This window comes from bacterium, from assembly GCA_024226335.1.
GTDB lineage: Bacteria > Myxococcota_A > UBA9160 > SZUA-336 > SZUA-336 > JAAELY01.
The window spans coordinates 1-19,428 of sequence record JAAELY010000194.1; the positions used below are offsets into that span (position 1 = coordinate 1).

The 19,428-nt window shown below is 62.1% G+C and carries 16 protein-coding genes; 4 read left to right on the top strand and 12 right to left on the bottom strand.

Annotated features, from left to right (window positions below):
• Positions 1-219: 219 nt before the first annotated feature.
• The gene (locus GY725_09945; GenBank protein MCP4004504.1) at positions 220-1,350 is read left to right on the top strand and encodes a hypothetical protein; all 1,131 of its coding nucleotides are present in this window, start codon (positions 220-222) and stop codon (positions 1,348-1,350) included.
• On the opposite strand, the gene GY725_09950 is transcribed toward GY725_09945, so the two are convergent.
• On the bottom strand, positions 1,351-3,708 hold the full coding sequence (locus tag GY725_09950) for a hypothetical protein (GenBank protein ID MCP4004505.1): 2,358 nt from the start codon (positions 3,706-3,708) through the stop codon (positions 1,351-1,353). It abuts the gene before it with no gap.
• A 215-nt stretch (positions 3,709-3,923) separates the two neighbouring features.
• Between GY725_09950 and GY725_09955 the strand changes: the two genes are divergently transcribed.
• Positions 3,924-4,544 (top strand): hypothetical protein, encoded by a 621-nt coding sequence (locus GY725_09955; protein ID MCP4004506.1) that lies wholly within the window; start codon positions 3,924-3,926, stop codon positions 4,542-4,544.
• Between the two features lie 64 nt (positions 4,545-4,608).
• On the opposite strand, the gene GY725_09960 is transcribed toward GY725_09955, so the two are convergent.
• The 6 genes from GY725_09960 to GY725_09985 all read right to left on the bottom strand — a co-directional run bounded on the left by GY725_09960 (position 4,609) and on the right by GY725_09985 (position 12,389).
• A complete protein-coding gene (locus GY725_09960) occupies positions 4,609-5,022 on the bottom strand; it encodes a CBS domain-containing protein (protein MCP4004507.1) in 414 nt (137 codons plus the stop codon).
• 179 nt (positions 5,023-5,201) lie between these two features.
• Positions 5,202-6,503, bottom strand: a complete 1,302-nt coding sequence (locus GY725_09965) for an alginate export family protein (protein ID MCP4004508.1) — start codon at positions 6,501-6,503, stop codon at positions 5,202-5,204.
• A gap of 324 nt (positions 6,504-6,827) precedes the next feature.
• Positions 6,828-7,955, bottom strand: coding sequence for an FAD-binding oxidoreductase (locus tag GY725_09970; GenBank protein ID MCP4004509.1), 1,128 nt, complete (start codon positions 7,953-7,955; stop codon positions 6,828-6,830).
• A 35-nt stretch (positions 7,956-7,990) separates the two neighbouring features.
• Positions 7,991-9,709: a molybdopterin-dependent oxidoreductase gene (locus GY725_09975; protein MCP4004510.1), complete on the bottom strand. Its 1,719-nt coding sequence runs from the start codon at positions 9,707-9,709 to the stop codon at positions 7,991-7,993.
• 12 nt (positions 9,710-9,721) lie between these two features.
• On the bottom strand, positions 9,722-10,795 hold the full coding sequence (locus GY725_09980; GenBank protein MCP4004511.1) for a 2Fe-2S iron-sulfur cluster binding domain-containing protein: 1,074 nt from the start codon (positions 10,793-10,795) through the stop codon (positions 9,722-9,724).
• The gene (locus GY725_09985; protein MCP4004512.1) at positions 10,788-12,389 is read right to left on the bottom strand and encodes an NADH-quinone oxidoreductase subunit F; all 1,602 of its coding nucleotides are present in this window, start codon (positions 12,387-12,389) and stop codon (positions 10,788-10,790) included. Before GY725_09985 ends, GY725_09980 begins: the two co-directional genes overlap by 8 nt.
• 197 nt (positions 12,390-12,586) lie before the next feature.
• Between GY725_09985 and GY725_09990 the strand changes: the two genes are divergently transcribed.
• Both GY725_09990 and GY725_09995 read left to right on the top strand, forming a co-directional pair.
• The gene (locus GY725_09990) at positions 12,587-13,303 is read left to right on the top strand and encodes an L-2-amino-thiazoline-4-carboxylic acid hydrolase (GenBank protein MCP4004513.1); all 717 of its coding nucleotides are present in this window, start codon (positions 12,587-12,589) and stop codon (positions 13,301-13,303) included.
• A 48-nt stretch (positions 13,304-13,351) separates the two neighbouring features.
• On the top strand, positions 13,352-14,524 hold the full coding sequence (locus GY725_09995; protein MCP4004514.1) for a saccharopine dehydrogenase: 1,173 nt from the start codon (positions 13,352-13,354) through the stop codon (positions 14,522-14,524).
• Between the two features lie 16 nt (positions 14,525-14,540).
• On the opposite strand, the gene GY725_10000 is transcribed toward GY725_09995, so the two are convergent.
• The 5 genes from GY725_10000 to GY725_10020 all read right to left on the bottom strand — a co-directional run bounded on the left by GY725_10000 (position 14,541) and on the right by GY725_10020 (position 18,971).
• On the bottom strand, positions 14,541-15,095 hold the full coding sequence (locus tag GY725_10000) for an NUDIX hydrolase (GenBank protein MCP4004515.1): 555 nt from the start codon (positions 15,093-15,095) through the stop codon (positions 14,541-14,543).
• 62 nt (positions 15,096-15,157) lie between these two features.
• A complete protein-coding gene (locus tag GY725_10005) occupies positions 15,158-16,462 on the bottom strand; it encodes an alpha/beta fold hydrolase (GenBank protein ID MCP4004516.1) in 1,305 nt (434 codons plus the stop codon).
• Positions 16,462-17,472: an alpha-ketoacid dehydrogenase subunit beta gene (locus GY725_10010; protein ID MCP4004517.1), complete on the bottom strand. Its 1,011-nt coding sequence runs from the start codon at positions 17,470-17,472 to the stop codon at positions 16,462-16,464. The genes GY725_10005 and GY725_10010 overlap by 1 nt, the downstream gene beginning before the upstream one ends.
• A gap of 26 nt (positions 17,473-17,498) precedes the next feature.
• Positions 17,499-18,425 carry a thiamine pyrophosphate-dependent dehydrogenase E1 component subunit alpha gene (locus GY725_10015; protein MCP4004518.1) on the bottom strand — a complete coding sequence of 309 codons (927 nt, stop codon included), beginning with the start codon at positions 18,423-18,425 and terminating at the stop codon, positions 17,499-17,501.
• Between the two features lie 165 nt (positions 18,426-18,590).
• Positions 18,591-18,971 (bottom strand): HIT family protein, encoded by a 381-nt coding sequence (locus tag GY725_10020; GenBank protein ID MCP4004519.1) that lies wholly within the window; start codon positions 18,969-18,971, stop codon positions 18,591-18,593.
• Between the last annotated feature and the right edge of the window lie 457 nt (positions 18,972-19,428).

Below are 19,428 nucleotides of genomic sequence, written 5' to 3' on the forward strand. Positions count from 1 at the left end.
CCCTCTGCAGATCTACGGATCTGCGATCGGATCACGCTTCTTGCTCAGGCGGCGACTCCCGCTTCTCGCTCGATTCCTCCCTGTGCGAAGATTCCCTAGGGCTCGGTATGTTCAGTCTGTGGGTGCCGGACGCCTATGTATTGACTGGGTTTCAGTGCGTCGCCCGACTCGATCGTCGTGGCGATCGCCTATTAGAGTGAAACAGGAAACCAAATCAATATGGCCGGACTGACGACAGCATTTCTATATTTGTTCGCAATCGATGCGTTGCTGTCGGTCGTCGACCTCGCGCTCTTTCAAGTGACAGGCCTACACTTTCTGATCGTCCCACTCTCGCTGCTCATGTTCGCTTTGATCCCCTGGGCTGGTTTGATGTTCGTACTGATGGTCTTTCTTCCACGGCTTCCGAAGCGGATCCTCTTGTCGGTATGTGGCTTGTACGCCTGGGAGGTACTGGGCCTCATGCCGTTGCCCTTGTACGCCACCTGGCCCACTGTGGCCGGAATCGTCAACCTGCTGGCTCTGGTGCTCTCCGTGCTGATCTTCGCCTGGCTGAAGGCTAAGACCGGTGTGTACCAGGTGACCGAGGCCTGGCTAGAGGGCCGTGGCCCCGCGTTTCGCTGGGGGCACCTGATCGCGTACGGGGCTCTGTCTACGCTATTCGTCCCCCTGATTCTAGCCAGCTACACATTCTTCAGCGCGGTTTCGACGCTCGATCATTTCACGGCGGGTTTCATGCAGTTGCGTCTCGACGGCCTGTATTCGCTGGAGCGGGTCTACGAACGCGCCGATCAGCGGGTTCATTTGATCGGAATGATGCATATCGCCCGGGAAGGTTTCTATCGCGAGGTGCTCGAAGCACTTCCTGTCGGCGATACCGTCGTTCTGGCCGAGGGAGTCCGGGATGAAACGGATCTGCTGGGAGACTTCAACTACGGGCGTCTCGCAGAGGCCGTCAATCTGACGGAGCAATCGAGTTTCGAAGTCGAGGGCGGACCCTCGGTCATCGGGGCCGATGTGGATGTCGCTGAGTTTTCGAGTTCAACGATCGACATCTTGAATGCGATCGGTCGCGTCCTGCAGAGCGAGACCCGAGAAGAAGCGATCGAAGCATTGCTCGGATACGGCCGCGTAGCCGGGGAGTCCGAAGCGATCGAAATGATCTGGCACGACGTATTGGAAATCCGGAATCGACACTTGCTCGAGAAACTCGACGAGGCGCTTGGCGAGTACGAGCGGGCGGTCATTCCCTGGGGCGCGGTGCATATGATGGAAATCGAGCCCGGAGTTCTCGGGCGGGATTTTGTCCCTATCTCCGAAACCGAGCGTCAGGTGATCGCCTTCTACTAGTCAGGGGGTGCAGAGGGAGTTGGGATCACCGTCGGGCAACTCGACGAGATCGACTGCATCGCAGAGGCCCACGCAGAAATTCTCGATCTGTCCGCCCGGCTGCATGAACGTGGTCAACTGCAGGGTCGAAGCTGGAATGCGCGGACGATACCCGTGCGGATCGCAGGTATTGGTCGGAACCTGGTTCGCCAGAGGCGGAATATCTGCCGCGTGGTTTGGGTCGAACAGGTCGAACGAACCCGTATCCCACATGATCAGTGCCGAGTCCTGATCTCCGACGAGATCCGGGATTTGTTCCAGACCCTGTTGGAGCGAGGATTCGTGACTGCCGATTCCGAGCGTGCGCGCCATCGCCTCGGTGCACGTATTTGACACCTGCTTGTCGAGCCAGGCCGGTGTTACGAGCATCTTCTTGGCGATGCTACCGGCTAGTGGATCGCTCGTGATGTGGGTGGCGTAACCGGCGGGTTCTGCGCTCACCCAGAGTTCGTGGAGCAGTTCCTGGCCGAGGATCGTCTCCATTGGATCCGTGAGGCCGATTGAAACGAGCAGGCTTTCGAACGAAAGTGGAAGGCCGCCACCGGCCAGGCCGAACTGTGTCGAACGTTGTAGCAGACACGCAAAATTGATGGCTGGAACATCGACACCGAACTTTTCGATGTCGGGTGTCAACGCGGCCATGAACGTGCCCATGATCCCGCCCAGGCTGATGCCGTAGTAGTACTCGGGTTCACTCGGGCCGGGGAACACGCCCACCAGCGAGGGTGTCTGGAAATCTGTGTGCCGGTTGAAGATGCCCAGTTTCATCAAGCGTGCGAGCACCAAGGTGTTCAGCATCCCCTGCCGCAATCGGTCGGGGAAGGTCCGGAAGTTATGCATATTGCTCACGTTCATGCCGATGACGCTAAACGCCACCCAGAGCAGGTCGGGGCTCGACAAGCCTCGCCAGTCGGTCGCGCCCGCGATGTAATTCCAGTCCGTGACGCTTCCTGCGGCCTCCGGAATTCCCATCATGCTCTCGCCGGTACCGAATAGGCCGTGGCCCAGGATCATGGGTCGCACGGTGGGTGAGTTGGGGTCGAGCGAAGCGCAGGGAATCGAGATCGAAAACACGGCGTCGTGAAGACCGTTTCGCACGGGAATGTCATTGGGATCGACGCTGTGTTGAGCCACGTTTCCATTGCCGGGTGCGGCGGTCAGATACAAAGGACTCTCGAACGTGCCGTCGATGCGCCGCCAGACCACGGTTCCGGGCGTGGCGCAGTTATTGGTCACGACCGAATTCGGATCGACTGTGAATCCGAGTGCGTTGGGGTCTGCTTCGATGGTCGCGACATAGGCGTAGGCGTCATCGCGCATGGCCAGCATCTGGCGGGTCAACTGGTCTTCGCTCTGTACGATGAAGTCGAACGCAAGCACGAGTTCCGATCGTGTGATGCCGTCTGCGGTCAGTACCGGGAAAATGCTGGCGTCGAAGTAGGCTCGGCGATCTTCGATCGACGAATCGCCCGTGACTACACTGTCACGTAGCTTCTGGAACGGATTCTCGGCGGTAACGGCTCCACCGCCCGTCGCCGTCAGGTTGCGCATGGCCACGATGTAGCGGCTACCCGGTGTCAGGCTCTTGCCCGGGCGCATGACCAGTGCCTGTCTCGATGGACTACCGGCCGCGCGGGCGTCCGGTTCCAGGAAGTGGAGGATGCGCTCGCCGGTGCCCGCATCGATCAGTACCGACGGACTGTTTGGATCCAGAGACGATCCGTCATACGTGCGCGAATCGACCCAGGGCGGGCCGGGCAGTACGGCGGGCGCCAGCCGGGAGGCCCCCGAAAGTGCGAGATCCACTCCCTGCGGGAAGTGCATCAAGATCTGGCTCGTCGGGCTGAAGCCGTCGAGTTCGTTGAAGGCCGTCGTGGGCAGTGAGTTGACGTTCAATTCCGGCATCCCGGCGTCGGTGAGGGCCAGCTTGAAGCCGGTCGCAGTCGCAGCGGGTGTCAGGTAATGAGTGGACGGGTAGGGCATCAGGCACTCGGTCGCGTTGAGTACCTCGCAACCGGCAAGGGATGACGAGCAGGTTGGCGAAAGGCCCGGTCCCAGAGGGGAGGCGTTCAGGTGGCGCTTGAGCACGGCCACGTCCAGAATGTCGCAGGGTCTCGGGCTGCCGATCACGGTGCAGTTGCCGGTGCCCGCGGCCGAAAGACCGGCTCCGTTCGGATCGGCAAGAGCGCTCTGAAACGTAGTGATGTCAACCAGATCCACATCGCTGTCGACATCGACGTCGCCGCAGGGATCGGCGAATGCGCTGAGCGGAAAAACGACGAGACTCAATCCCAGTAACGTGCCAAGAAGTACAGACATCCTGGCAGGATCCCCCCCGCGATGCCGGCCTGTCAAGTATCGAGAAGCGGAGCGTTTTCAAAGCCCACAAGGGGGTTGGTGCTTTACTCTGCGGGTGATCGCGAGCGAGGGCTTGGCCTTCAATAGGCTAAGCAGGGATAGGATGGCCATCGCGCTGCACATCGAGGCCCACGGATTGCAGGACTCAAGAACCGGTTGATCGGATGGATGGACGTTTGAGAGATTCGTCACGAGACCAGGGCGTCGCCGAGATCGCAGCGGCGATCACCGCAACACAAGAAGTGTCTTCCACTCGATTCGTCGCCATCGACGGACTCGGAGGATCGGGAAAATCCACACTGGTCAACTCTCTCGTTGCCTTGGAGCCTTCGTTCAAGGTTCTCAAGCTCGATGAATTCCCTTGCACACCTGAGAAGCACGCGCTTCACCCACTGGGCTGTCAGACGCGCGTAGATCTGGAGCGCTTCGTTCGAGAAGCTCTCCTCCCGCTCCGGGATGGGCGGGAGGCACGGTTTGCCACGACGTCCTGGTGGCCGCTTTCAGAATCGGGAAGCGAAACTCGCATCCAGCCAGGAGGGAATGTTCTGGTGGAGGGCTGTTACGCTCTTCATCGGAGTATCCGCGCGTACTACAACCTGGCCATCTGGATCCAGGTTGCGCCCGAGGCTGCGGTTGAACGGGCGATCCGCCGGGACGGAGAGTCCGGTAGGCAGGCCTGGGAGCAGGCCCATCACACCAATGAGGTGCGTTATCTGGCTACTCATCGGCCCGACGAGGCGGCGGATTTGATCGTCGAAAACGCAGAAGAAGAGGGGTTTCGTTTGCGGGAGCGATGAGCGATCTCGGTAGTCACCGAAGTCGCTCGCGTCGACTGTGGCGACGGCCGTCGGGAAACTCCGATCAGCTGGACAGTGAGTCGCGAAAGGCGCGTAGTGCGTCGATGGCCGAGATTACGCCGACGCACTTACCCGCTTCGTCGAGGACGGGTAGAGCGCCGAAGCGTCGTTCTAGCAGAATACCGACGGCAGCCTCGATGGGATCCTCGGCTTTGATGGTGGACACGTTCTTTTTCATCGCGTCTTCGACTTTCGATCGATTGTCGAGGATGTAGTAGTGGGCGACGTTTTCCTCGTTATCTACCCAGTCGGGCCGGCGCAGGTCGCGATCGCTGATGATCCCGACCAGTTCTTCCCGATCGTCGAACACCGGCATGTGGCGGATTCCGCGCTCGCGCATGCGATAGAAAGTCTGGCGCAAGCCATCGGTCAGGTTCGCGTAGATAACCTCGGACGTCATGTAGTCCCGGACCAGCATCTTTTCCTCCCGGTATCGCCCCGTGATCGGCGCGATCCGAATGCGGTGTACCTGCAGTTACGGCCCGACCTCGGTATTTCGAGGCCGGGCCGTTTCTGCGGATATCGACGCGCTCACGCGCCTCGATCTCGAATAGAAGTGGCCCGCCCGAACGGATGTTCGGGCGAGCCTGCATCTTGCTAGTACTTGTACTCGAGCTGGAAGGTGACTCGTGTCCAGTCCGATGCTAGGGCCCGCGTGTCGCCTACGGCGTTCGGCACTTCCGAGGTGTAGCGCGCGTACTTGGCCAGTGCCTTGATCTTCCAGGGGAGCTGCTTGACCAATACCAGATCGTACTCATGCCCAGTATCGCCGCGACTGTCTTCCTGTGAGAAGTCGTGGTAGAAGGCCTTGAAGGTCATCTTGCACGGCAGTGGCATCGACACGAACGCATACGCGTCGTTCAGGCCCTCCATCGGGGTGCTGAGGAACACGTCAGCGAAGCCGTTCCACTTGTGAAGAGTTGCCAGCGGTGTGCGGAAGGCGTCTCCATCTTCGGCACCGAGTGACTCATAGCCGACTCCGACCGTGTACTTCTTGCCAAAGGTCGCGGATACCTTCCCGTGCCAATAGTCAGCGCGGTAGCTCAGAGTGCTGCCATCTGCATCCTTTTGCTTGGCGTACTCTCCGTAGTAACCGAGGCTCAGGTCGTCACTGACAGGGAGTTTGCCTCCCAGATGGACGCCCCAGGTGTTGTTGCTGTTGTTGTTGCCGCCGGTATTGCGAAGATCCATGAAGTACGCGTAGGCACCCAGTTTGTGATTCGCGCCGAGCTTGTAGGTGGCATTGGCAAAGTGGGATCGTGAGTCGAAATCGTCATGCGCCGCGGCACCATCGTCGTCTCCGAAAATCCGGAGAACGTTGATGACGTAGGAGTAATCGAGGGTGAGATTCTCGATGCTGTTGTTGACGATCCGCAGGGCGTCGTAGGTCTGCTCGTTCTGGCGCCAGCCGACGTTTCCTACGAAGCGGAGATTATTGAGCTTGATTCGCTGCCGTCCCAGCTTCGCCGTGGTGTCGAAGCCCTTGTAGGAAATCCACATTCGGTTGAGCTCTGTGGATTCCGGGTCCGCTATTACGGTTTTCGAGGTCGGCCCGTGAATGCTGGCCGCCCGATATCCGTCGCGGTCCGCCGCCTCGGTGTGCTCCATCTCGGCGAAGGCCTGGAAGCCATTGAACACCGGCGACAACACGCCTACGCGAGCGCGAATCGTCGTGGCGTTGGACTGCTCCACATTCGTCTGCTTTCCGAATTCGTAACGAGCTCGGACGTCGAGTGTCGGCTTGGCTCCGTTCAGGATATTGCCGATGGGATCCCCGTCTTTACTTGGCGGGTCGTGAGCCCAGGCCAGTGTTGCCGGAGCGAGTAGAATTACTGCGAGTATGAAGGCCATCGCCTGGCCACACATGGGCAGGCTTCGTCGGATCGCGTCATGGTTCATGGTTGCACCCCCTTCGACAAATTTATCCGCGCGCAGGGTGTGCGCAAGACTCGTGCCAGAAAATGAGAGCGTGAGCGGGCGTTTCCGTGGACTCCATGCCTCATCGCGTCTCAGCTGCTGAGTTGAAATGTCGCATGCGAGCTGCGTGTCGCTACCGAGCGCAACGGTTCCCGTCGTCATTTCGAAGCCCGTCATTGTCGGCAGATGTCAACGCCCTGTATGCCGCAAGACGTTGCACTTGCCGTCGAATTCAGGGAAGCGAACCCGGTATCGGGCGTCACAGGTGGGGTGAGAAAGCGACGCTTCAGCTCTCCTGAACTCTTCTTACGAGAGCAGCCGAGCGGGCGAGAGCTGTTTCTCGGTGAGGCCCGATCGCCGCAGGTCTTCGGGAAGTGATCCCGTCGTGATCAGACCCGCCGCTGCCCGCGCGGCCGCCGGAGACGTCATGATGCCGAAGCCTCCCTGACCGGCGAGCCAGAAGAATCCTTTGCGTTCGGGGTCCATTCCAATGACAGGTGAACGATCTGCCGCGAAGGTTCGCAGCCCAGCCCAGCGGCGTCGGATGTGCCGGATCTCGAGTCTCGTGGCGCGTTGTACGCGATCTGCGGCGAGTGCCACCTCATAGTCTTCTGGACCGGCGTCGCAAGGTTCCGACGGTGTCTCATCGCAGGGCGACGCCAGCAGTTGACCTCCCTCGGGCTTCAGGTAGAAGTCCTCGTCAGCGTCGATTACACAGGGCCACGCGCGGATTTCGCAACCCTGGGGCGGGTCGAAAGTGATGGCCGTGCGCCGCAACGGGCGAAGATCGAGGGGGCGCGCACCGGCGAGCAGCGCGATCTCGTCGCACCATGCGCCTGCCGCGTTGATGACGACTGCAGTGCTGTAGGTCTGGCCTCCTGCGCGGATCTCCCAGCCGTCGCCGTCCCTCGAGATCCGTTCGACACCCGCCTTCGTTGCTAGTTCACCGCCCCGGTCGCGGAACCCGCGCAAGAACGCATCGAGTAGGCCCGCCACGTCGATGTGCAAGGCGCCCGGCTCGCATACAGCCGAAGCGACATATTCTTCGCGGAGTACCGGGCACAGCGCGCGTGCGTCTGCACAATCGAGTTTGCGCAGATCGGTTCCTACCTCACGTCCGCTCCTGAGCGCTTCTTCCAGACTCTCTCGTTGATCTTCACGGCCGATCCACAGAATGGGCCGCGGCGTCACGACGGGATGTTCGGTAAAGCCCTCGGGCGGTTCTTCGAGAAAGTGCCGTCCGGCCCGCGTCAAGCGACCGACCGCGGCGCTGCCGTAACTTTCGACCAGAAAGGCCGCCGAGCGACCTGTCGTGTGATGGCCCGGTAGAGATTCCCGTTCAAGAACTACGGTGGAGCCGTGGCCTTGAAGCTCGTAGGCTACTGAGGATCCGGCGATTCCGGCACCGACGACGACAAAATCACGACTCTTCATGGAATCCGTTCAGACCTCGACAGACCTGCAGCGTATCACGATCTCGGAATCCGAACGCCCCGCGAGCGCGGCGGCCCGTTCTCGCTGTAGTCGCTGCCTGGAAAGATCGACCCCTCGGGTCCCGCTTCCAGTCGGATGACCTCGGCGGCGCACACTTTGTACTCCGCTGTACCGGTGACCGTATCACCCTCGTCGACGGTCAGGCGATTCGCCAGCGCTTCGCTGAAGTGCAGCGGTATCCAGATACAGCCCGGCTTTACCTGTCGCGAGCGGATGGCTCGCAACGCGATGGCCCCGCGCCGGGTTCGAACTTCAACCCGATCCCCGGTCTGGATATTGCGTCGCTCGGCGTCGCGTGGGTGGATCTCCACGAAGGCTTCGGGTTGCTTTGCGTGAAGCCCCGGTTCGCGGCGTGTTTGTGTCGCGGCGTTGTAGTGGTAGAGCGTTCGACCGGTGGACAGAAGCAGCGCGTAGTCGTCGTCGGGCAGTTCTGCGGGCGGTCGGTAGTGAACGGCCTGGAACAGGCCTCGTCCCCTCAGGATGCCCCCCTCGTGCAGAAAACTCGTACCGGGATGGCCGTCTTCGGGGCAGGGCCATTGAAGGCCAGTCAGGCCACCCGTGCCCCTTCCTTCGAGACGCTCGTAGCGAATGCCGGAAAACCGCGGTGCCAACCCCACCATCTCAGCGAAGATTTCCGCAGGGGTAGAGTACGCCCAGGAAGCCCCGCAGGCGTTCGCCAGGTCGATCAGGATCTTCCAGTCGGCGCGGGCTTCGCCCGGTGGCTCAACGGCTTTGCGCACACGTTGTACCCGACGCTCGCTATTGGTGAATACGCCGTCCTTTTCCGCGTACACCGCACTGGGAAGAATCACGTCGGCGTAGCGCGAAGTTTCGTTCAGGAACGGTTCTTGAATCGCCAGAAACTCCAGTCGGTTCATGCCTTCTTCGAGTCGCGAGAGATTCGGTTCCGAAACCAGGATGTCTTCGCCCATGATGAACAAACCTCGGATCTGCGTTCCGACGAGCTTCATCATCTCGTTCAAATTCAATCCCGGATCGGCAGGCAGAGAACGTCCCCACGCACGCTCGAACTTCGCGCGGGCTTCGGGATCGTCGACCCGTTGGTAGCCGGGGAAGAAGACTGGCGTGGCTCCCGCGTCATTGGCTCCTTGAACATTGCACTGGCCGCGCAGGGGATTCAGTCCCGTCGAGGGTCGACCCAGGTGCCCGGTCATCAGTACGAGATTCGCCAGGGCGTAGACGTTGTCGGTTCCGTGGGTGTGTTCGGTGACGCCCAAGGTGTAGAAGATTGCCGCCTTTTCCGTCTGCGCGTAGCGGCGTGCAACCCAGCGGATGTCTTCTGCCGGTATTCCGGTGACTTCCTGCGCACGTTCCGGTGTATAGGTCGCAACAGCCTCGCGCACGGCGTCAAAATTCTCGGTGTGCCGGGCGATGAAATCCGCGTCGCCCAGATCCTCTTCGACGATGACCTGCGCCAGCGCGTTGAGCAACCAGACGTCGCTCCCCGGCGTCAGTTGCAGGTGGCGTTCCGCGATCTCCGTCATCCAGATCGCCCGGGGATCCGCGACAACGAGGGTTGCACCTCTTCCTACAGCACGCTTCATTTCCATTGCGATGATCGGGTGCGCCTCACTGGTGTTGGTCCCGATCAGGAACAGGAAGTCAGCGTCGCGGATATCGCTGATCGGGTTCGTCATGGCGCCGGCGCCGAAGGTGGTGACCAGACCGGCCACCGTTGGCGCGTGTCAGGTGGCTGCGCACTGGTGCACGTTGTGGCTGCCGAATACGGCGCGCGCCAACTTCTGAACCAGGTAGTTTTCCTCACCGGTGCAGCGCGAGGAACTGACGAAACCCAGGCCACCGGCCCCGTGACGGCTCTCCACTCCGCGCAACCCGTCAGCCACACGCTCCAACGCTTCTTCCCAGCTTGCCCGCCGGAGTTCGCCGTCCTCGCCTCGTATCAAGGGAAACCTGAGTCGATCCCCGTGGTCGATCGAGTCATAGCCGAAGCGCCCCTTCACGCACAGGTTTCCGTCGTTTGTGGTCGTGCCCGGAGGCGGGTTCCCGATCCGGACGACCTGTCCCCGGCCGTCACGGGCGGATCGATCGACGAGTAGGTCGAGTTGGCAGCCGACGCCGCAATAGCCGCAGGTCGTGCGCACGCTCTCGAGATCCGGTGCGCGCGCTTCTTGATCGGGGAGCTTCTCTCGCAGGGCACCCGTCGGACAGACGTCGACGCATCCCCCGCATAGCTCGCAGGTCGTGTCGAGCAACGAGAGTTCGTCGGCCGTGGAGATGCTGGTTTCCGGTCCGCGAGAGACGAGTCCGATTGCGGAGACTCCCTCGACCTCGTCGCAATACCGTGTGCAACGGGAACACAGGATGCAACGGGCGGCGTCGAAGTGGATGTACGGATTGCGATCTTGTTCGCGCGAGGCGCGACGATTCGACAAACGTCCCCAATCCTGCGGTGCGCCGTAGCGTTGTGCTAGTTGCAGAAGCTCGTTTTCGCTTTCGCCTTTCGTCTCGGGGTGGTCGGTCAGGTAGAGTGCGAAGAGCGTGCGTCGGTGGCGCTCCACTCGCGCGCTATTGCTCGAGATGACCGCACCCGCGGTGGCGCGCGCCATGCATGAAGCTACGAGGCGCTTCTCGCCTTCGATCTCGACCAGACAAGATCGGCACGCTCCAGCTGGCTGGAGGCGTGGATCGTGGCATAACGTCGGGATTTCCGTGCCTTCACGGCGTGCGACCTGGAGGAGCGTCTCGCCGGGCTCGAAGGCCACTTCGCGTCCGTCGAGGGACAGCACGTTCTTACTCATCGCCGCTCAGATCTCCTTCGAAGTGGCGCAGTACGCTGGTCAGGGGCAACGCTGCAGTCTGGCCCAGGCCGCAGATCGAGCCCTCGTTCATCTGCCAGCTCGCGTCTTCGACGTGGGTCAGCGCCGCGGCGTCGCCGTCCATGAATCGGTCCCAGGCTTCGCGCAGGTAGTGCGTTCCGATGCGGCAGGGTGCGCACTGGCCACAGCTCTCGGCTTCGAAAAAGCGCAACTGGTCTCGCACGACTTCAGCGAGATCTACGTCCCGATTCAAAACGACCACCCCGGCCGAACCCAGAGCGCTACCCGCCTGCTTCAGGCTCTCGAAGTCGAGAGGCCGGACGCGTTGCTCTGCGGGAAGCAGCCCAGACGCCGCACCACCGGGGATGAAAGCGCGCAGTTCGCCCCGGTAGCCTCCAGCGGCAGCGACGAGTTCGTCCAGACAGATGCCGAGTGGGAGTTCGTAGACGCCCGGCCGTTCGACGTGGCCACTGACGGAATACAGCTTCGTCCCCGGGCCGGTTCTGCCCTGGGCTCGGAAGGCGGCTCCGCCCTCGCGAACGATGAAGGGAACGCACGCGAGCGTCTCGACGTTGTGGACCAGTGTGGGCTTGCCGAACAAGCCCCGCTCGATGGGCAGAGGCGGTCGTTGACGCGGCATACCTCGCTTGCCTTCGAGAGCTTCGAGAAGGGCCGTTTCCTCACCGCAGATGTAACCGCCGTGCCCGCCATGGAGGTGGAAACGCAGCCCGATAGAGTCGGAAGCTCCGCGAAACCGAGTCAATGCGTCTTCGAGGATGCGTTGCGGCAACTCGAATTCTCCCCGCAGGTATAGATAGACATCGCTGGCCTCGACACAGAGCGCGGCGATGGCGAGTCCCTCGAGCACGAGATCGGGCCGACGCAGAAGGAGTTCGCGATCTTTGAAGGTTCCGGGCTCGCTCTCATCTGCGTTGAGCACCAGGTAACGCGTCGTTTCGGGTTGGACGCGCATTCCGCGCCATTTTCGGTGTGCTGGAAAACCGGCCCCGCCGCGTCCCTGAAGCCCGGCTTCTTCGAGGGCGGAAAGCACATTTTCCGCACCCAGTTCGCGCGCTCGCTGCAGCGACGACGCGCTCCAGTCGGGTACTCCCGCGAGGTTGAAGACCGGACCCATCCGTTCTTGTTCCGTCTGGCCGATTTCGCCCAGCCACTGTCCGTCGCGCTGGGTGCCTTGCACCTCCAGATTGCGCCAATCGCCCTGGGTCGCGCGTAGATCGGCGAGTTCCACCTGTGGCAGAACACGGCGATCCTTCAGGACGGCGGGAGCCGCATCGCAGGCCGCAAGGCAGGAGCACGCCTCTGCGGGCAGGCCTTCCGCCCGCGCGGTTTCCAGCAACGCATCGGCTCCGGCGAGCCGGCAGGAGACGCCGGTGCACACGCGAATACTCATCTGCGGCCGAGCTAGCAAGCTGTAGAAACTCGCCACACCGTGAACCGCAGCCTCAGGCATACCTGTGGCCTTCGAAACACTTCGCGCCACACCGGGTGCAAGTCCGCCCGCGTTCCGGATGCGCTCGGGAACCGTGGCACGTGTTCTTTCGTCCATCGCGCTCATGGGTTTTCGTGGCGGACCAGCGAACTCATCACAGCGTCGAGAGTCGCCCATCTACAGGCGCAGGTCGAGCCGTGCCTCGGCTTCTTTCCGTGTGGCTCGCAGATCTCGTCGATGCGGCAAGAGCGCCGAATGTGCCCCGTTATTCGGGGAAACAGGTTAGAATCCGTTGCCGGGGTTCGAAAAGGAGGGAGGCAAACATGGCGACCGGGCAGGGTAGCGACTACTACCAGCGACAGAGCGGAAAGCTCCTGCGCCGATTCGACTGGTTCGCCCGCCGTGCACAGGCTCACATGGAGAAGCGCCACGAACCGGAGTTCGCGCGTCAGGTGCTGGCCGACGCCCGAAAACGCTTCGAAGGTTTGTTGCCGGATCTTCCGTACATAGGAGGACTCGCGAATCCCTTCACGCCGGTGATCGAGGTCAATGGCTGGATCATTGCGCTGTACTGGGCGTTCTTGGATCGCGGCTCTCAGGCCGAGGAGGCCATTCGCGTCCTGATCGAGGTGGCGGATGAGGTCTTTGCTTCCATGCCTGGTTTCGTACGCCGCCTGGCCGGCCGTTTCGCCTTTGCCTGGCCCGTGCGCAGCTATCTGACGCGTGCGGCCCGGCGCTCGCAACTGCGTCGACATCCCGCGGATTTCGTCTGGGAGGTTCGCGAACGGGAAGACGGAATCTCCCTGGTGTTCGAAGAGTGTGCAGTCCACAAACTCTATCGGGAACTCGACGTCAAAGAACTCGGGCCGTACTGCAACTTCTTCGACGTGACCTACAGCCGGCACCTCGGAATGGGTCTCGACGCGAGTCAGACCAAAGGCCTGGGCTGCGATGTTTGTACGCTGCAGTTTCGCAAGGGGCAACCGACTCCTGTCCCGCCCCTGCTCGAGGGATTCTTCCGCGAGCTACCGAATTCCTGAACACCGAGTCTTCGCACGGAGCGCGCGCAGACGCGAAAAGGAGTCAGAATGCGAGTTGTTGCACTTGGGGCAGCGGGAGCCATGGGGCGCCGTGCCGCGCAAACGGTCGCGAGCTTTGATCACGTCGATGAACTGGTGATTGCTGACTACAGCATGGATGGAGCCGAGCGTGTGGCCGCGGAACTCGGCCCGAAGGCCAGGGCTATTTCCGTCGATGTTACTGACGCCGTTGCACTTACCGGGCTGCTCGAGCCGGCCGATGTAGTCCTGAACACGGTCGGTCCGTTCTACCGCTTTGGAGTACCGATCCTGCGCGCCGCGATCGCAGCCAGGACGCACTACCTCGACATCAACGACGACTGGGAACCCACCATCGACATGCTCGCACTCGCTGACGAAGCTCGGACCGCTGGAGTCACTGCGATCATCGGAATGGGTGCGAGCCCGGGTGTCTCGAATCTGCTCGCCGCGCACGCCGCAGCCGAACTCGATGAACTCGACTCGCTGATCACGGGCTGGGGCGTCGGCGGAACGGACTCCCTGGCGCAACAAAGTGAAGAAGAGGTACAAGCGCCGTCGGCCGCCGTGGTCCATTGGATGCACCAGTGTTCGGGCAGGATCCGCGTGCTGCGCGAGCGCGAGTTTCGCGATGTCCCGCCGGTCGAGGCCATCGAGATCGACTTTCCGCAGATCGGCAAGGCCGAAGTCTACTCGGTCGGCCATCCCGAGGCCGTTACCTTGCCGCGGATTTTCCCTGGCCTTCGGGAGTGCGTCAATGTGATGGTCATCGAGCGCTGGCAGGCCGATATGCTGCGCCAGCTCGGAGCTCAGATCGACGCGGGCAGCTTGAGCGAAGAAGATGCCGCGCGTCTGCTTCTTTCCGGAGACTCCGTCCGCGCGGCGTTAGAGGCCGGTTCATCGGATCTGCCCGGCACGGGACTTCCTCCGCTGTTTGCACTCGCGCAAGGTCGCTCAGGTGGCCGGGAGGCACGCGTCGGAACATTCGTGCTCGGTGCTCCCGCCACGGGCATGGCCGGTGCGACGGGTGTCCCATTGGCCATCGGCGCAGACCTGCTCGCGCGTGGCGTCATCTCGAATCCCGGAGTCTTCACTCCCGAGCAAGTGATTGATCCGAGCACCTTCTTTGATGAACTCGCTCCGCTATGCGACCCGATTTTCGCCAGCAGTGCTGAACTCGTGCCGGTGCTGAAGAGCGGCTGACGGGGCGCCCTCCCGCTCAATATTTTGAGTCGCGCTCCGGCTGCAGGCGAACCGGGCCGCGCGGCTCGAGAAGTCTTCGACTCTCGACGGCGTGACGGAACAACCAGTTCTGGTTTCCCGGGATGATGATCTCGACCTCGCCCCGCTCGATCTCTTCGGGTGAGATCCATCGAGCCTGTGAGTCGGCGACGTCATCGCCCGGGCGAACCGTGCCGCCGTCGCAGGCGAACAGGAATGCGATGCTGATCATCCATTCAACCGTCTCGTCGAACGGAAAGGAGTAGCCGTGTATCACGCCGAGCGGGCGCACGCGCAGGTCCGTTCCGGCTTCCTCGCGCACTTCCCGCATCGCGGCTTCGAGCAGCGTTTCTCCCGCCTCGACTCCACCACTTACGACCTCCCAGGTACCCGTTCTTCCTCGCTTGGGTGGGCTCGACAGGATGAGGACCCGATCGAGGTCGTCGACGATGAATGCCGCCACACCGGCCGGGCTGCACGCGAATTCTCGACCACTGGGTCCGTGGACCGCGATGGGTTGCGAGTGCTTCTGTCTGGGAGGTTCTACTGGCACGAGTGAATCATACGCGGGTCGGACGCGATGAGGAGAGTGCGCAAAGAAATTTCGAGAAACAGCTATTCCTCGCGCTCGTCGATCGCGTGCAGGTGCGCGAATAGCGCTTCATTGAGCACGTCGGGAGCTTCGAGCATGAGTGCGTGGCCGGTGTCTGGCACGATCACGCACTGGGCACCGGGGATGGCCGCAGCTACGGCCTCGCCTCCGGGTGTGAGCAAGTCTTCCCCGGCAACCAGGACCAATGTCGGGACCGAAATCTCGGCCAGTTGGTTCTCGCGCGAGCCGGACCACTCGCGCAACCCACCCGCCCAGCGTTCCAGACTAGCGACCGGTACTCGAGCAACACTCTGGGAGAGGCCGCGCAGGATTCGTTTTCGCCGCGTGGCATCGGCTAGAAATGCGTTCGAGAAAAGGAACGGCAAGAGAGCGAGCGCCAGGGATGACGGCGGAAGCTGCGCGCTCAGCTCGCACCAGGCGTCCAGCACCGCGAGCAGACGCGCTTCGGCGCGCACGAGCGGCGCGATCAGGGTGAGTGAACGAACTCGTTCGGGCTGCTCGAGTGCGAGTTCCAGCGCTGCGGCCGCTCCCAGGCTGGTGCCGATCACGTGGCTGGGCGCTTCGCTCAGTGCAGCGGCGTCGTTCGCTGCGTCTGCGACCCGGTAGCACTCGGCTTCGGGAGCGTCGGAAAGCCCGACACCGCGGGGGTTCACGCCGCGAACACGATACTCCTCGGCCAACGCCGGTATCTGGTGTGCGAACGCCGAAACATCGCTTCCAAAGCCCGGCAGGAGAAGAACTGGCTCGCCATCTTCCGGCCCCTGTGTCGGGACTTCAAGGCAGATGCCTCCGGTCGCTTCGACCAGCAACTCGCGACGCTCCGAATACGCTTCGACGTCTTCTCGGGTGATGCGGCCATTCGGTCCGCTACCCGGGATCTCGTCTAGATCCAGGTCTCGTTCGCGAGCCATGCGTCGGGCCGCGGGTGTCGCGGTCGGACCGGCGCGCGTCTGGACGGGTCGTCGAGGTGCCGTATCCCTGGCCAGGTCTTCCGCGCCGGCCAGCGGTACTTTCGAAGTAGGGACAGCTCGGCTGGCCAGGAAAGCCTCCACATCGAACTCTTCGTCCGCGCTCTCGGTCAGCGCTCCCAGCAGTGTTCCGCAGGGCACGACCTCATCGACTTCGACGTAGACGTGCCGGAAAAAGCCCGAATCCGTGGCCTCGATCTCGACCTCTGCCTTCTCGGACTCGATTGTCAGAACGATCTCACCTTTTTCGACACGCCCCCCAAGCGCGATCGGCCACGCGATGACCGTACCCTCCTGCATGCTCATTCCGAGCTTCGGCATCACGATGGGTGTCGGCACTAGATCAACTCGCGAACCGCGGCGATCACCTGCTCCGGTCCGGGGATGAAGATATCTTCGAGCACCGGACTAAACGGTACGGGCGTGTGAGGGGCCGTCACCTTCTTGACCGGCGCGTCGAGAAAGTCGAAGCCTCGGTCCACGCATAGCGCAGCTACGTCGCTAGCGATCCCGCAACGCGGTGTCGCCTCGTCGACGACCACCAGTCGGCCCGTCTTTTCGAGGGTCGCGAGAATCGCGTCTTCGTCCAGCGGTGCGAGACTGCGTAGATCGACGACCTCGGCCGAAACACCTTCAGCCGCCAGCGCCGTCGCGGCTTCAATTGCGGTGGGGACCGTACGACCGACCGCGATCAGTGAAACATCACTTCCCTCGCGCACGGTCGCGGCCTTGCCCAGGGGGATCTCGTAGTCGTCTTCCGGAACTTCGCCCATCGAGAACATCAGCGATTTCTGCTCACAGAAGATCACCGGGTCGTCCGCGCGAATCGATGCGAGCAGAAGACCTTTGGCGTCGTAGGGATTGGACGGGCAAACGGTTTTCAGACCGGGAATTCCGGCGGTGATGCCGTACAGGGTCTGGGAGTGCTGGGCCGCGGCCCGGGCACCGGCGCCCATCGACGTTCTCACGGTGAGCGGGACTCGGACCTTGCCTCCGAACATGTAGCGCAGTTTGGCAGCCTGATTGAGCAGCGGATCCAGGGCTACGCCGATGAAGTCCATGAACATCAGTTCGGCGACGGGCCGAAGCCCCGTCGCCGCGGCGCCCACAGCCGCCCCGAGGATGGCCGTCTCACTGATCGGTGTATCGCGAACGCGTTCGGGACCAAAGGCCGTGATCAGCCCCCGAGTCACACCCATGATGCCGCCCCACGCATCTTCAATGCCTTCCTCGGCCCGTCCGCCACCACCGGCGACGTCCTCGCCCATCACGATCACGTCGGGATCGGATCGCATCGCGGCGTGGAGGGCTTCATTGATGGCATTTGCAAAGCTCAGGGTGCGGGACATCTGCTCGACTCCGTTTTCAGTCGGGTTCATGGGGTCACGTAGACGTCGGCAAGGACGTCTTCGGGGTTCGGATAGGGGGCCGCTTCGGCTTCGGCGACGGCGCTGTCGAGAAGTTCCTCGATCTCTGCGTCGATCTTGCGCAGATCGCCGGATTCCAGAGTGCTGATTTCGGTCACGTCTTTTTCAAAGCGATCGATGGCATCCCGGTTCTGCCGCCACTCCTCGGTTTCTTCCTTGGTGCGATAGGTCTCCGGGTCGCCCACGTAATGCCCCATATAGCGGTAGGTCTTGCATTCGAGCAGCGTGGGTCCTTCGCCGTTGCGTGCGCGCTCGATGGCTTCCGCGGATTTTTCGTATACATCGAAGAAGTCCATGCCGTCTGCGATCGCACTCGGCATGCCATAGGAGCCTGCGCGTTCGGCGAGGTCTCGCACACCGGTCACGAACTCCACCGGAGTGGCTTCCCCATACAGGTTGTTCTCCAGGATGAAGACCGCGGGCAGTTTCCAGATCGAAGCCATATTGAGCGCCTCGTGGAAGGCGCCCTGGTTGGTGGCCCCGTCGCCGAAAAAGCCCACCGCAACGCCACCTGTCTGCTTGACCTGCGCAGTCAACGCCGCACCTGCAGTGAGCGGGATCCCCGCGCCGACGATTCCATTGGCTCCGAGCATGCCGCAGTCCAGATCGGCGATGTGCATCGAACCACCCTTGCCCTTGCACGTGCCCGTGGACTTGCCGAACAGTTCGGCCATCATGCCCTTGACCTCGACGCCCTTCGCGATGCAGTGGCCGTGACCGCGGTGGGTGGAGTTGACGATGTCGCGGTTGTCGAGCTGATTGCACACCCCCACAGCGACCGCCTCCTGTCCCGCGTAGAGGTGCAGGAAACCGGCGAGTTTTCCCGCGGTGACCAGTTCCACCAGTTTTTCTTCGAAACGCCGGATCGTGCGCATCTGCCGGTAGATGTCGAGTAGCTTTTCGCGTGGGAAGTTCACGGGAGGGTCCTTTCTTGGCGTGGGCGTTCTGAGTCCGTTCGGGGCTTCCCGGACGGATCGCTAGCATAGCCGGTCAGGCCCGACTCCATCGCGTCGCTCGGTTTCCGCTCCGCAAGTTCGACCTCAGGAGGTGGAGCTCTGCCCGGGTAGTGCCGCGCGGATTCGCGTGGCGAGCGCGCTCAGTTCGGCCCGGGGTGCGGCGACGCGGAGCCTGGCCGGGCCGAACTTCGCACCATCATCGGTGTGCCGGGGTACGACGTGCATGTGGTAGTGCGGAACCGACTGCCCGGCCGAGAGTCCGTTGTTCTGGAAGGCGTTGATTCCATCCGCATCGAGCGTGCGAGCCAGGGCTTTCGAGATCTCGAGAGTGTGCTCGATCACTTCCTGCGCTTCATCCGCTCGCAAGTCCAATAGGGTAGGCGCGTGCCGTTTGGTAATGACCAGCACGTGCCCCGGCTGCATGGGTCTCGCATCCATCAAGCTGAGGGTCAGCCTGCGCTCCACGATGATCTCTGCGCGTCTGCCATCACTTGCAACTCCGAGCTCTACGTAACCGCAGAAGGGACAAGGATCGGCTTCGGGCAGGGGAAATCGTTTTGAGGATTGCACTACCGGAGAGTAGTGCACGTGCAGGTTCGCTGTCCCGTAGTGCCCGGACGTTGCCGATCTGCAGCGCGAACGCAGTTGGGAAGCAATTCGATCGCAGGTCGTGGAAGTCCGGGTTACACGGTGGATGTTTCCCGCCTCGCTTCCGACCCGAAACGCCCGTTTCGGCCCCTTAGAGGGTTGGTACGGTCCGTGCAAAACTCCCCTGCGTCACTCGATGAGGAGAAACAGCATGTACGGTTATCAGGTCGTCTTCCAGCATCCCGACTGTCCCAGGAAGCGCTCCGTCTTGCAGATCGTGTCCCGTTGGCACCACTCCTCGGTCGTGAAGCTGCTCAGAGCCGAAGGCATCTAC

Bases quoted from the DNA above. Each gene is read 5' to 3' on its own strand.
- GY725_09990 (MCP4004513.1), top strand. From the start codon at position 12,587: ATGGCGACCGGGCAGGGTAGCGACTACTACCAGCGACAGAGCGGAAAG.
- GY725_09960 (MCP4004507.1), bottom strand. From the start codon at position 5,022: ATGCTGGTCCGGGACTACATGACGTCCGAGGTTATCTACGCGAACCTG.
- GY725_10010 (MCP4004517.1), bottom strand. From the start codon at position 17,472: ATGTCCCGCACCCTGAGCTTTGCAAATGCCATCAATGAAGCCCTCCAC.
- GY725_09950 (MCP4004505.1), bottom strand. From the start codon at position 3,708: ATGTCTGTACTTCTTGGCACGTTACTGGGATTGAGTCTCGTCGTTTTT.
- GY725_10015 (MCP4004518.1), bottom strand. From the start codon at position 18,425: ATGCGCACGATCCGGCGTTTCGAAGAAAAACTGGTGGAACTGGTCACC.
- GY725_09970 (MCP4004509.1), bottom strand. From the start codon at position 7,955: ATGAAGAGTCGTGATTTTGTCGTCGTCGGTGCCGGAATCGCCGGATCC.
- GY725_09995 (MCP4004514.1), top strand. From the start codon at position 13,352: ATGCGAGTTGTTGCACTTGGGGCAGCGGGAGCCATGGGGCGCCGTGCC.
- GY725_09945 (MCP4004504.1), top strand. From the start codon at position 220: ATGGCCGGACTGACGACAGCATTTCTATATTTGTTCGCAATCGATGCG.
- GY725_09980 (MCP4004511.1), bottom strand. From the start codon at position 10,795: ATGAGTAAGAACGTGCTGTCCCTCGACGGACGCGAAGTGGCCTTCGAG.
- GY725_09965 (MCP4004508.1), bottom strand. From the start codon at position 6,503: ATGAACCATGACGCGATCCGACGAAGCCTGCCCATGTGTGGCCAGGCG.
- GY725_09985 (MCP4004512.1), bottom strand. From the start codon at position 12,389: ATGAGCGCGATGGACGAAAGAACACGTGCCACGGTTCCCGAGCGCATC.